Source organism: Anaerococcus sp. NML200574, from assembly GCF_026131665.1.
GTDB lineage: Bacteria > Bacillota > Clostridia > Tissierellales > Peptoniphilaceae > Anaerococcus > Anaerococcus kampingae.
The window spans coordinates 14,945-28,942 of sequence record NZ_JAMXSM010000023.1; the positions used below are offsets into that span (position 1 = coordinate 14,945).

The window sequence follows — 13,998 nt, forward strand, 5'->3', positions numbered from 1 at the left end:
AAGCTTTTTTCTGTGGTTTTTAGGCTCTAAAGGCCAATAATGTTTTTAAATTTTTCAAAAAGGGTATATTATAACAAAGACTTTAATTTGAAAAAAGAAAGGCATATTATGAAAAAAAATAACTTAAAAAAAGCTATGCTAGCACTTATGATAGCATCTGCTGCCATAGTTCCTAGCATAAAAGAATCACACGCAACAACAACTACATCAACAAGTGTAGATATGGGTACAATTTATTTTAACACTCTAGCAGACCTAAGAAAAAGCATAGAGAATGCAAAAGTTTTAAAGAATAAATACCAATACCTAAATGCAGGTACCTATTACCAACAAAACTTTGATAATAGGCTTAAAAGCGCAGAAGATTTAGAAAAAACTCTACCAGCCTATAGCACAGATGTAGACAAATACGAAAAGATCAAGGATGCTAAGGCTTATCTAGACCAAGCTATAAAAGATTTAGATGGCAAAAAAGTATCTACAGAAGATTTGGATAAACTTGTTAAAGATGATACAAATTTCATGAACTCTGATGCCTACAAAAATGCAAAAAGCACTGAAAAAACAGCCTACATCAATGCATTTAATGAGGCAAGAAGCTTCTTACTTCTTAACACAGATAATGAAAAAATTTCATCATCAAAGCTTTACACCCTCACTAAAAATTTAGAGGATGCAAGAAATAAGATTACAAATGACTACGCACCAATAGCTAACAAAGATGCCCTAAAGGCTGAAATCAAAACATCATCTGCCCTAAGAACAGAAGCAGATAAATACACAAAGGCAAGCTTTGATGCCTTCATCTCAGCCCTAAGACTTGCAGAAATGAGCGTAGAAGATAAGTCTAGCAAGAAAACCGCAGCTGAATATAAAGAGCTAACAGAAGCTCTAAAGACAGCAAGAGAAGCCCTTGTTAAGGTCAATAAAAGAAGTGGTGCTTATGAAAGCTTAATAAAGAATCTAGAAGAAGCCATCAAGAGAAACAAAATAGCTATAAGCTCTGCAGAATTTCTTCTAGCAAAGGCCCCAAAACAAGTAGCTCCAGTAAAGGGCAAACTAGAAAGTCTGCTTAAAAAATCTAAGGCTGATATAGAAAAAGCAGAGAAAAAATTAAACGAACTTAACGGAATAAAAGGATAGGAAAATGAAATTCATCAAAAAATTAGGACTATCAATACTAGTAGCAAACCTAGCCTTAACAGGATATGGACTTGCAAATACAAATCTTGCCTATGCCACAGAAGCTTCTCAAGATGAAACACAAACAGAAGAATACAAAGTTCAAAGACAACAACTAGAATATGCAGTAGGTGATAGGGCAAATGTAGTAAGCTCTGAAGCTTACGTTTCATATGCTTCTGAGTCTACCAAAGCAGCCTATGAAAAGGCAATTGCTGATGCTAGGGCTCTTTTACAAACCGAAGCTCCAAAGCAAAACCAACTTGCTGCAGCAACAGCAAGCATCAACCAAGCTAGACAAGCTATAAAAAGAGATGTAAACAAGGTTTTAGCTAGAGAAAGACTAAAAAAAGCTATCGAAGACAATAAAAAAACAGCAGCATCAGCTAGATACCTTCTAGAAAATGCTCCTAAGACCGTAGCCAAGGTAAAAGATGTCTTGATAAGAAAGCTACAAAGATCAGAAGAATTAATAAAATTAGCAGAAGCAAAACTTAAGTAAAACAAAATAAGCATAAGAATAAAGATTTAGCCTAGGCTAGGTCTTTATTGTTAGCTTTTTATAAGGGAGCACAATGAAAATATCAAAAAAGACCCTCTTAATCCTAGCCCTCCTAATATTTCTTCCAAAAAGCACAGCTCTAGCCTATAGCGAGGCCTTTGAGGAAAAATTTATAGGTCTAGACACTTCTAGAAATGAAAGAGTCCTGGATGCGGCAGAATCCTACATAAATACTGGCCAAATATCTCCACAAAAAAAGGAAAAGCTTACTGTACTTGTAGCAAATGGCCGTCAAATCATCAAAAAGATAGATAATATAAAGGATTCCTTTAGGGATAATATTAGGATAAGAAAAGACATTAGAGAAAATCTGACAAATAGGAGCTCGTATTTTTCGGTAAAAGTAGATAAGATATCGTCAAACAAAGACATATCAGAGCTTTTCACCCAAGTTGCCAAAGAAGACCCATACTTCTATTATAGCCAGTATGCTTCTTGCAAGATCAATACATCCTTCAACCCATCCAAGTCCTCAAATGGCAAGACCTATATAGAAAATGCCAACTTTGACGTATCCTACAGGGCAGATATGCACCTAGAATATAACCTAAAAGACTTTGTAAAAGAATGGGTAAGGGAAAATATTGCACCAGACCTTACAGACTATGCCAAGGTAGTAAAAATTCACGACTTTATAGTAAAGAAAAACAACTACAATAAAGGTGATAAAAATGCCATAAGCGGCGGATTTTCAATTTACCATCCATCATCTATAATTTATGGCAATGGTGGAGTCTGCAATGCCTATGCCAGTCTGTTTGACCTAATGGCCAAGGAAGCAGGCCTTGAGACAATATTTCTAACAGGCAAGTCCAAAAGAAATGGCGAAGATCATATGTGGAATATGGTCAAGGTCCTAGGAGTTTGGTACCACATAGATACTACCTGGGATGATCCTGTGATTAATTTTGACCTAGGAAATGTTGAAAATATCGAAGATTTTGTAATCTACGATTATTTTCTCAAATCAGATGCGGATATTAAAAATTCCAGAACTATAGACGAATTTAAAAACAGGCCAAAGGCAGAAAGCAATTTTGCCTCCATACCAAACAACTCAAAAATCGAAGAGCACGAAGGCAAGTTTTGGGTAATAAATTAAATAAAAGCAGATCCCTAGCTAGGTGCGGCCTAGTTGGGGATTTTTCTTACTAAAGCTAAAAAAATTCTATAGCTTTAAATTCTTCGATAAAAATGTTAAAATATACTTAAGAGAAAAATAAGGAGTTATTATGTTAGAAGCAAAAAATGACAATAAAGATAGAGATGATATAGATATAGTTGATAATACATCAGGCACCGTAGGTTTTGACCCAAAGACAGGCAAGGTTTTCTTTGTAGATGAGCCAAAGGTAGAAAAATCTAAAGCAGAAGAGGAAATAGATGATCTAACAGCCCAACTTGATAAAGCAAGCGATGAAATAGCAGATCTGCTCAAATCAGTAGGAATCGATGATCTCACAGACATGGATGCCCTAAAAAAATTGGCAGAAAATGAAGACTAAAAGGGATAGGAATCTTGCCATAGTTTGCCAGATGATAGACATCTATTACAAAGGCAATCCCAATGAAGATCATGATAAGGATGAATTAAAATCCTATGTCAAAAAAAGGCTAGAAGCCTGTCCCCATGGGGATGACAAGCCTTTTTGTTCAACTTGCAAGATTCATTGCTATGATAAAAAGCACAGGTCAATCATCAAAAAAGTCATGCGATATGCAGGGCCAAGGATGATTTTTACAAGACCACTTTCCCTGCTAGCCCATACATTGGCAGAGCTAAGATCTAGGAAATCATGAGGAGGTAGCTTAATGGAAAAATTTGACAAGAAGTTTTTACAAAAATTAGAAGAAAGATTTAAGGCAAATATGCATAGACATAAACACATCAAATGGGATTTTGTCCAAAGCTCACTTATGTCTAACGAAGATCTTTATGAAGCTGTATTTCAGATGGATCAGACAGGTGGAGAACCTGACCTGGTGGATTTAGAAGTCTTTAGGGGCCTAGTATATGTAGATATGGCAAAGGAAAGCCCAGAAGGCCGCCGCAATTTATGCTATGACAAAAAGGCCAGGGAAGAAAGAAAGAAAAATCCACCAACATCATCAGCCTTAGAAGAAGCTGAGAAAATGGGCCTAAGGCTAATAAAAGAAGAAGAATACTATGCCATCCAAGACCTAGAAGACCTTGATACAAAAACAAGTAGCTGGATTTATACAACAGATGCGATAAGAGAATTGGATGGGGCCCTATTTTGTAGCAAAAAATATGACAGAACCTTCACCTATCACAATGGTGCAGATTCATATTATCAATCAAGAGGGTTTAGGGCTTGCGTAAAAATTTAATAGGGATAATTTGCTTATCAGCCATGCTAGCCTTAAGTGGATGTGCAGATGACAATCAAGCTGATAAAGCTAAAAGTGAAAGTAGAGAAGAAAGCCTTAATATAGAAAGTGTAAGGCCCATAATCTTAGATAAATTATGCTTTCAAACCCTAATTAGGACCTATGGCGAGGGCACAGGCCAGACAAAGATAATTTTTGAAAATGATGGTAAATTTAGAGGAGATTATTTCGGGAAAATCGCCGCTGATGGCAAGGATTATGGCCTAAGTGCGACGGCACAGATTTTTTACCATGCAGAAGAAATCCACTCATCAGAATTTATCGGTAAAATCGACCTTACAAAAATGCTAGATGAATATCGCTATGAAGCTAAGCTATCTGAATACAAGATTACAAGTAAGGAAGGTGCTCACGATGACATCTACTATAATGTAGACTTCGCCCTCGGCCTAGATATGGATGATGAATACATCTTATATAGGCCAGGAGCTCCGATAAAGGATTTGGAAAAAGACGATAGGCTCATAGACCTAGCTAAAAATTCTAGCCAGGATGATGAAAAAGTAAGGGGCTTTATCCTTTATAATAAGACAAAAAAAGAGGTGTTCACCCAGAAATAAGTTTAATTTAATGGCTACTTTGTGGGTATAATACCTATAAGAAAATATAGAAGGGAGAAATCTATGAAAAAATACACAAAAATAGCGGCTCTTGCCCTAGCCTTTGCCTTTGTGGGGCCAAATCTAGCCTTTGCGGATACAAAGATAGATCAAAAAATCGAAGAGTTAAAGATCGAAGAAAAAAAGCTTCAAGAAGAATATGACTCAATCTATGAGACTTATTCAAATATTCAAGGCAAATCCAAGGCTTATATAAGCAAGAGCGGTCAATATGTAACAAATGAAGAAGCAATAAGGGCTAATCTTTACAATGTTTCTTCACAGCTAGACAATTATGTAACAAATGTAATCCCTTCTATAGAATCAGCCATGCTAAGCGTAAACCTAAGCCAGGGAGCAAGGCTAAATGGCTATGAGATAAGGGCAAATAATGCCGAAGACTTATATAAATATGTCAAATCTTATTTTGTAATGAAAGAAGGGACCGATAAAGAGGTCTATGACAAGCTTTTAATCTCTTATGTTAATGCCATATCAGATTCTGTAGTCTTGCCAAAAATTGATGCGGCCCTAAAGCCAATTTCTGAAAAGCTTCAAAAGCAAAAAGAAAAGCTAGATAGGGTAAGTCTTGAACTTAAATATTATAAGAGAGAAAAGAACAAAGATTCAATTGAAATGTTAAACAGAGCCATAAAAAAGGCCGAAATCCAATTAGAATCTTGCTACAATCTTATAAAATTTGCACCAAAAACAGTGGCCAAAGTCCGCTATAAGCTAGATGGCCAAATCAAGGACCAAGAAGAATTGATAAAAAAGGCCAAGCTAGCCCTAGCCCAGTATTATTAAAAGCTAAGGAATATTGAAATTTAGGACTTTATTGACAAAAATCATCAAAGACATATAATTATAAGATAAGAATAAATATTTTTTAAAATAGAGTCCATGGAGAATGTGATGAAGAAACAACTACTGACAAGTATTTTGGCCCTAGGCCTAGTCCTAAGCACGCCAATAAGTACTATAAATAACCCTTCCTATGCTTCAGAGGCAAGCAATCAGGAAACAGATACAAAAATCAATGACCTAAAAGCTTATGTTAATGATTATAATAACAAAGTTGCTAGCAATTCTTATAGGCTAGCTAGTGATGAGAACAAGAAAGCCTATGACCAAGCTTATAGTCAAGCGAATGAATATCTTAAGAGTGAGGATAAAAAAGCAGACCAGCTTGATGGTCTTTCTATGAGCTTAAAAACAAGCCTTGAAGACCTAGAAAAAAGTGCTAAAGAAAATCAAAAATCTTTGAAAGTAGCGATAATAAAAGCAGGAAAATTATTAGATAAAAATAAAGAAAAGGTCGATGATAAGGACCAAGCCTATATCGATATTAAAGAAGACTTGAATAAATCAAGAGATATTCTAAAAAAAGACAATCTAGAAAAAGCTTCTGGCAAAGAACTCATAGACTTTAAAGAAGCTATCAATAAGAATTTCTTAAATCTAAAGGAAAAGTATGAAGATAAAGAAGAATATGAGGCAAGCGAAGAAGAAATCAAAGCCCTAGATAAAGAGCTAAATCCTGAAGAAACAAAAGTCAATGGCTTCCAAGATGTCATAGATGATAGGGATAAACTTCTTAATAGTCATGAAGAATTCATAGGCTCAAATCCTTATAAAGATGCTAAAGAAGAGAACAAAGAGGCCTACAAAAAAGCCTATAAGGCTCTTAAAGACATGACTATTGACAAGGATGATAATAGTAAAGCAGCTTATAACAAAATTTTAGAAGCAGTTAAAAATGCCTATCAAGAAAGATATACTATAGATGGAAAAGACTTAAATCTTAAGACTGTAAAGACAGATAAGTCTGAAAAAGATAAGCTAGAAGAAGCTAAAAAGACATTAGATGCCTATATAAAAGATAGGGAAAATATCGAAAAAATCCTAAAAGAAGACAAATTTAAAGATGATAATATCCTTAAGGATTCCTATAAAGAAAATATTGAAAAAGCTATAAAGCTTAAGGAAAACAAAGAAGCTAGCGTAGAAGATTATACTAAACTTAATGATAAGCTAAAAGAAATCACAGATGAAATTAAATTAAAAAGTCAAACTACCGGTTTTAAAACTGTAGAAGAAGCAAGGGCAGCCCTTAAAATCCTAGTTGATAACAAGGATAATATCAAAAAAAGTACAGCCTATACAAATGCTGAGACTGAAGCTAAAGCTGCTTACGATAAGGCCATAAAAGATGGAGAGTATATCCTAAATAAACTTGCAAATGGTGAGAAATTAAGTATTGAGGAAGTAAAAAAAGCTCACGATAAAATCCTAGAATCAATCTTAAATCTAGAGTATAAGTCCTCTGATAAACTCCAAAAACTTGTAAATGAAGATGAAGAGTTTAGAAAAAGTAAGAATTACAAAGACCTTGAAGGAAATTCTAGCAAGAAAGAAATAATAGACCATTACAACAATCTCATAAAATTAGCCAAAGAAGAGCTTGCCAAGACAAGTCCTGATAGAGCTAATATCAACCTATTATTAAAGGCAATCAAGGATAGTAAGGATGAGATAGATGACAAATTATCAACACCTGCTAGAAAATTAAATTATGAAATCTATATCTCTGATGTATTCAAAGGACTAGATGCCTATAAAAAACCTAAAGATAAGGATGCAGCAAAGGAATATGATGGCTTCTTGGAACTTGCTAAATACCTAAAAGACTCTGGAAAAGCAGATAGTAAATTAGCAGGTCATATCTTAAAAATCCTTACAAATGCAAGAAAGTATTTGGGTGGGGAAATAAGCAAGGAAAGATACACCATAAATAAAAATTATATCCTTCTAAATATGGTAAAAGCCGATGAGGATTATAAGAATGTAAATCAAGTATCTAGAGAAAGGCTTGAAAAAGCCCTAGAATTAGCCGAAGACTCAATGAAAAATCCTGACGATAAGGATAAGCAAGCAAAGGCTCTCCAAAGCCTAGGCGAAGTCTTAGAAGATCCTTCAATCAAGGCTATCATCAAAAAGATATTCGACAGTAATCCTCTTAAGGAAAGAAAAGACCTACTAAATGAGCTAAATGTCCTTGTTTCAAATGATAAGAAATTAAAAGAAGGCAGCTTTAAATATCAAAAGGCCAAAAAGGTAAACAGGGATGCCTATGACCAAGCCCTTGCAAGCGCAAAGGAAGTCGTAGCTAAGGATAAACCAAGCCTAGATGAGGTTAATAGAGCCCTTACAAATCTAAAAAAAGCTATCGAAAATCTTGATGGCGATAAATTTGAAGAAAGCATAAAAGCCCTAGCCAAAGAATTTAAGGAAAATCAAAAACTAATCCCACAAGATAAGAGACAGGCTATGGCTGACAGGATTAATAGCCTAAATGAGCCAGGCAAGACTATGGATGATTATGAGGCGGTCAAAAAAGAATTCTATGACCTAATCAATGATAAGAAGGTAAGTGTGACAACCACAACAGTCGCACCAACAACAAGTCCTGTCCAAACCGTAACAAAAGCAGGATCTCCTGTAAAAACGGGTATAAATGGAATAGCAAAGGTTGCTATAATTTTAGTAGTAGCCGCTATAATATATGTAATTTTGAAGAAAAAAGGAGAAAACAATGAAATTAACAAATAAAAAAATAATAGCTATACTTTTAGCAGCAGCAACACTTACAGCTTGCGATGGCCTAAATGGAAGCAAAAAAGAAGCTGAAAATACTGAAAAACCAGCTGTAGAAGAATCTCAAGAAAACAAAGAAGCAGAAACAAAAGAAGAAACAGATGCTGACAAGGCTGATTCAGAAGAAAAAGACGCTGAAAAGAAAGAAGGCGAAGAAGATTCTGAAAATGCAGACCAAGCTGATGCTGATAAAGAAGAAGCAGTAACATATGCTGGTCAATCAACAAAAGAAAAGCTTGAAGATGCTGTATTTAACAACAGAGTACAAGCAAGAGCAGCAGAAATCCTACTAGAACAAACACCTGAAACAATAACAAATATAAAGGATAAATTAGAAACTCTAGTAGAAGAATCAAATGCACTAATCGAAAAAGCTGAAAAAGCACTAGAAAGTCTATAAAATGTAAAAAGCGGGCAGGAATGCCTGCTTTTTATATTTTATAAATAGTCAGTATCTTAAAATTACTATAAAAAAGTCGTTGTAATATTTGTAATCTATGATAAAATATAGGTAAGTGGAGGAGATTATGAAAAAAACACCTATAAAATACGGACTCCTAAGCCTAGCCCTTCTCATATCCTTACCAAACCAAGTAAGAGCAACAGAAGAGCCAGCTGAGCCGATTACAAATATAACTGAGCCTAGCAAAGAAGAAGTAGCTAAGCCAGAAGAAAATAAAAAACTAATAGAAGATAGCGAGATAGACAATACACCAGCACCAGCCTTGGAAAGTCAAACACCAAGTGTGAATAATACATACCAAGCGCCAAGTGTGCCTAGCCCTAGGATAAATCTCACAAGCCCTACTACTAGTCCACAAAATACAAATTACCTAAGTCAAGCAGGCAAGTTTAACCTAGAAGAAGGACCAATCAAGGTCACAGCCTATAAGACTGAACTAAAAAAGGACAGAATATCTGATAAAAACAATTTTACCCTATCATTCATGCTTGGCATCCATGCCAACTCTTTAGACAGCGAGTACACCATATCAGTATTTGCCCTTAAAAATAGCGAAAATAAGACCCTAAAGCTTGCTAATGTCATAAGTGATTCTAATGTCAAAACAGGCAGAAATCTCCTAGATAAGGCAGAACAAATCGAAAGTGAAGATGTCCTAGGTTTTAGGATTAAGACAAACATCTCAGACTATGCGAGCATAAAGGTAGAAGCAAACTTTGATCAAGATGCTAAGCCAGGCGATTATTCTATATATTATATAGTAAGCAAGGGCGAAGATAAAAGCTTTGGCAAGGTAGATGCAAAAATCACCAAGAAAGATGAAGATGACTTTGAGCTAGATACAAAGCCTGAATTAAGAGATTATGAAAATAAAGAAGCTAAAAAGGATGACCCTATTACAAAGCTTCCTTACAAGAAATACCTAATCAATGATAGCAAGGAAGAACAAAATTTGGGCGCTTATCTTGACCTAGACTCATCAGACTTAAGCAAGTCTAAATTTGTGATAAATTATATAGATCCAAATCTCCTCGTAGAAAAAACAGAAACAATAGCAAATCCAAAGACCTATCAAATACCAGCCTTTAGCCTAGCTAGGATAGATGTCCTAGATAAGGATAGCAAGGAAGAAGTCAAATCTGCAGCAGTAGGAGTCTATGATTTTAAAGATTCAAAAAGGACAATGGGAGATTTGATAATCAAGGCTGGCGAAAATAAAGATAGGAAAAATGATAAGTCAAAAGAGCTAATCAATTCTTTAAGAACAGCCAATAAAGACATGGAAAAGGCCCTAGAAGCAAGGGTAAGCTCACCTGTAAGGAAAAATGATGAACCATCAGATGAGGAGCTAGAGCTACTAACAAATAGGCTTCTAAACCACGCAAAGATTATAAATACGATAATTAGACAAGTATTATTAAATAGCGAACTAGAAAGCTTAAGAGAATTAGAGCTAAGCGACAAAGAGGCAGCTGAGGAGGAATATAGAAATATAGCCCTTCTTTTAAAGCAATCACAAGATCTTAAGGAAAAGGCAGCCGATAAGCTTATAGCCTATGATGAAATCGACCTAAAGTCAGACTATGCCGAAGGTAATCCAAGTGAGGCTAGAAATCTAGCCTTAGACTTTGCAGATGATACAGATATAAATTACCTAACAGATTTAACTGACGGGAAAGATAAAAATTATAAAGAATTTTTAGAAGAGTTAAGTTCTAAGCTAGGTCACGCTATGACAAAGGTAGAAACAGTCACAATCACAAGCGAAGAAGACAAAAAAGAACAAGCTAACAAAGAAAACTTAGAAGATAAAAAAGAAGCTGACAAGGAAAAGGAAGCCCCTAACGAAGACGGGGCTAAGGATGAAAAACTTCCAGAAAATAAAGAAGAAGTAAAAGAAGAAAAAGAAACAAAGGAAGAAAATAAAGAAAATCCTCAAAATCCAAAAGAAAAGCAGGAAGAAAAACCTGCCAAAGATGAAAAGCAAGAAAAAGAAAAAGTTCTTCCAGAAAATCATCTAGAAAAAAAAGATGAAAAGAAGGAAGAGAAAAAGCCTGAATCAAAGGTTAGAATCAAAAACTCTTACCCACTATTAATAAGATACTTAAGAAATCTAAATAATAGGACAAATTTCTTAAATAATCAAAAAAATTAAGAGCAAGATATAAAAAGAATTTTTAAAAGCATCATAAACGGCTAATAATAGCCAAGTGGTGCTTTTTATTTTTTGTAAAAAAATCTTATTTCTTAACATAAATTTAATGATCCATAATTTATAATTAAATAAAAACTTATAAAGTAAAGACAATTAATTATTAAGGAGAATCAAATGAAGAAAAGAAATCTTGCAAAATTTGCCCTAATCACAGCCCTGTCTACAAGTATATTTTTTAATCACATTGAAAGTCCCCTTGCGGCAAAAGAAGATGTAAAAGCAAGCATAAATAATCAAAAAAATGAAGATGCTATCAAAAAACTAGAAAAAGAAATCCAAGAAAAGCAAATAGAGCTTAATGCAAGAATTAAAGAGAAAACTCGACTTGAAACTGAGATTTCAGATTTAGAGAAGAAATTAGATGAGATAAAAAGCAAATTAGATAAAGAAAGCAAGGCTGATCTAGCCAAGCTAAATAAACTAAAAGAAGAAAAGAAAATCGCAGAAAAAGCCCTAAAAGACCTTGAATCAGATAAAAAAGCAGTCGAGCAAAAGAAAATAGAACTAGAAGGTAAAATACAAGCTAATAATGAAAAAATCTCTGAATTAAAATCTACAGACAAGAGTCAAGTAGAAAAAGATATAAAAGAAGCAAAAAGTTCAAAGTCTAAAGATGAAAGCGCAAAAACAGCCTTAGAAAATAAATTAGCAAAAGAAGTAAAAGCTCACGAAGATTTACAAAAAGAATACCAAAAAAATAAGGCATATAGCGAAAGACTTGATATAGATATAGACTCAAAGAAAAACACCCTAAATGAATTAAAGGCAAATCTTGATAAAACACAAAATGAAATCAAGAATGCTAAGGACAGAGATCAAGATATTGACAAAATAAAAGAAGAATTAGCAAAAGCAAATAAAACAATAGAAGATTTTGAAAAAATAGAATCAAAACAGTTAGATAAAATAAAAGCTAATGAAATTAGAATAAAAGAGCTAAAGGCTAAAAATCCGTTATATAATGATGAAATAGAAAAAAAGATTGATGAATTAGAAGCTAAATCAAAAGAACTTGAAGAGAAACAAAATGCTTTACAAAAAGAAATTGATAGCTTAATTTCAAAAAAACAAGGTCTTGAAAGTAAGAAAATTGAAGCCCAGGGAGAATTTGACAAACAAAAGTTAGAAGCAAATGGCTTAGATGACGAAATTAAAGAAAAAGAAAGAAATATTGGGGATCTTGAAGTAAATATTGAAAATTTGGAAAACTCTAATGAAGCAAATAAAGAAGAGACTTTAAAAGAGCTTAAGAGTAGGTTGGATAAGACTAATAATGAAAAAAACACTCTAGAATCCCTAAAAAATGAAGCGGAAAACAAAGCAAATGAAGCTAATTCAAAAATAGAAGCTTACAAAAAAGAAATTCAAGATACTCTAAATAGTATAAGAGAAAAAGAAGAAGAACAAAAAACAAATGCAATAAAAATAAATTCTACAACAAGTGAACAAGAAAAGTTATTAAGAGAAAAAGAGCAAAATAATATAAATCCTGATGATATAGATGAAATAAAGAGATTAGAGGCAGAGAATTCTGCAATTAGAAATAATATAGACAAATCAAAAACACATATAAATCCATTCTTAGAAGCAAAGAAAAAATATGAGAAGCAAATAGAAGAATATAATAAAAAAACTGAGGAGCTTAAAGAGTTAAACTATAAAAAAGAAGATTTAACTAGTAGGATTGATAAGCTTAAGGGGGAAATCTTAGATAATGAAAATACTAAGAAGACTAATGACCTTAAAGTAGAAAAAATAAAGAAGCAATTAGAAGCTGATTCAAAAGCAATAAACGAAACAAAGGCTGATATCAAGGCAAAAGAAGCAGCTATCAAAGGTTATGATGAAAAAATAAGGGCTAAAGAAAAACTTCTTAAAGAAATTGAAAATAAAGAGGCTAGTAAAAAAGCTCTTGAAGCTGAGAATAAAGATTTAAATAAAGAACTTGTAGCAAATAAAAACAAGCTAACAAGCCTTGAAAATAAAAAGAAAGACCTAGATAATGAGGCTAAAAAGCTAGATGAGAGCATTAGGACACTTAAGGAAAGTTTAGATAAAAGAGTTGCCCCAGAAATGGCTAAAGACTACAAGGAAATAAAGGCAAAGCTTGATCAAAAGAAGATTTCTCTAAGACAAATCCTTGAAGCAATCAAAAAAGATGAAAAGACCCTAAATGATAAAAAAGTCGGCCTAGAAGTCCTAAAAAATAAAAAGGCTAAAGAAAATCAAAAGCCAGAAAATAAGGGTCAAAATAATAAGCCAAGCTCACCATCAGATAATAAGCCAAATACTAATAATAAGTCAAATACTAATGATAATAAATCAAAGGATGACGACAATAAGACAAGTGAGGATGTAGCAAAGATTAAAAATGAGAAATTTAGAAAAGCTCTAGTTAATCTTAAAATGGCTTATAAGAGAGCCTTAGCTGTCCTAGAAAGAGCAGAAAACTATATGAAAACTGCCAAGATGCCTAAAGCGAAAAGAGCTAAGCTTGAAGTTTTAGTAATAAGACAAAAACTTATCTTAGAGAAGGTAAGAATCCTAATAGAAAAGCTAGAAGCCAATGCTTAGATAAAAAAGTTTAATAATATTAAAATACCAAGTCAAATCTGACAAGATAGACTTGGTATTTTTTTGTTAAATTCCAAAGAAAAATCAAAGAAAACTTGTAAATAATAGAATTTCACTTATTAATATGATATAATAATAATATATCATTTGTTAAAGTATGAAAGGACAGCGATGAAGGATAAAACCAAGGATTTTATATTTTTTATATTGAGACTGTGTAAAATTTTGTGTATAGAGACCTCCTGATTAGGGTAAGAAAAAACTAATCAGGAGGATTTTTAATGCCAAGAAAAAGAACAGAAACAAAAAGAAGCAAAATAGCAAAAATGTTAAT

The 13,998-nt window shown here is 33.4% G+C and carries 12 protein-coding genes; all 12 read left to right on the top strand.

Annotated features, from left to right (window positions below; all coding sequences use genetic code 11):
* The first annotated feature begins 108 nt into the window (after window positions 1–108).
* Window positions 109–1,143, top strand: coding sequence for a hypothetical protein (locus NH286_RS08355; protein ID WP_265238226.1), 1,035 nt, complete (start codon window positions 109–111; stop codon window positions 1,141–1,143).
* 4 nt (window positions 1,144–1,147) lie between these two features.
* Window positions 1,148–1,684, top strand: a complete 537-nt coding sequence (locus tag NH286_RS08360) for a hypothetical protein (RefSeq protein WP_265238228.1) — start codon at window positions 1,148–1,150, stop codon at window positions 1,682–1,684.
* A 73-nt stretch (window positions 1,685–1,757) separates the two neighbouring features.
* On the top strand, window positions 1,758–2,846 hold the full coding sequence (locus NH286_RS08365; RefSeq protein ID WP_265238230.1) for a transglutaminase domain-containing protein: 1,089 nt from the start codon (window positions 1,758–1,760) through the stop codon (window positions 2,844–2,846).
* A gap of 130 nt (window positions 2,847–2,976) precedes the next feature.
* Window positions 2,977–3,249, top strand: coding sequence for a hypothetical protein (locus tag NH286_RS08370; RefSeq protein ID WP_106461559.1), 273 nt, complete (start codon window positions 2,977–2,979; stop codon window positions 3,247–3,249).
* A complete protein-coding gene (locus tag NH286_RS08375) occupies window positions 3,239–3,544 on the top strand; it encodes a nitrous oxide-stimulated promoter family protein (protein WP_265238231.1) in 306 nt (101 codons plus the stop codon). Before NH286_RS08370 ends, NH286_RS08375 begins: the two co-directional genes overlap by 11 nt.
* Before the next feature lie 12 nt (window positions 3,545–3,556).
* The gene (locus NH286_RS08380; RefSeq protein WP_265238233.1) at window positions 3,557–4,096 is read left to right on the top strand and encodes a DUF4256 domain-containing protein; all 540 of its coding nucleotides are present in this window, start codon (window positions 3,557–3,559) and stop codon (window positions 4,094–4,096) included.
* Complete coding sequence (locus NH286_RS08385) at window positions 4,081–4,716, top strand: hypothetical protein (protein ID WP_265238235.1); 636 nt, start codon at window positions 4,081–4,083, stop codon at window positions 4,714–4,716. The genes NH286_RS08380 and NH286_RS08385 overlap by 16 nt, the downstream gene beginning before the upstream one ends.
* A gap of 63 nt (window positions 4,717–4,779) precedes the next feature.
* Complete coding sequence (locus NH286_RS08390) at window positions 4,780–5,562, top strand: hypothetical protein (protein WP_265238237.1); 783 nt, start codon at window positions 4,780–4,782, stop codon at window positions 5,560–5,562.
* 108 nt (window positions 5,563–5,670) lie between these two features.
* A complete protein-coding gene (locus NH286_RS08395; RefSeq protein WP_265238239.1) occupies window positions 5,671–8,367 on the top strand; it encodes a hypothetical protein in 2,697 nt (898 codons plus the stop codon).
* A complete protein-coding gene (locus NH286_RS08400; protein WP_265238241.1) occupies window positions 8,351–8,812 on the top strand; it encodes a hypothetical protein in 462 nt (153 codons plus the stop codon). The genes NH286_RS08395 and NH286_RS08400 overlap by 17 nt, the downstream gene beginning before the upstream one ends.
* 127 nt (window positions 8,813–8,939) lie before the next feature.
* Window positions 8,940–11,030, top strand: a complete 2,091-nt coding sequence (locus NH286_RS08405; RefSeq protein ID WP_265238244.1) for a hypothetical protein — start codon at window positions 8,940–8,942, stop codon at window positions 11,028–11,030.
* A gap of 174 nt (window positions 11,031–11,204) precedes the next feature.
* Complete coding sequence (locus NH286_RS08410; RefSeq protein WP_265238246.1) at window positions 11,205–13,664, top strand: hypothetical protein; 2,460 nt, start codon at window positions 11,205–11,207, stop codon at window positions 13,662–13,664.
* The last annotated feature ends 334 nt before the right edge of the window (window positions 13,665–13,998 follow it).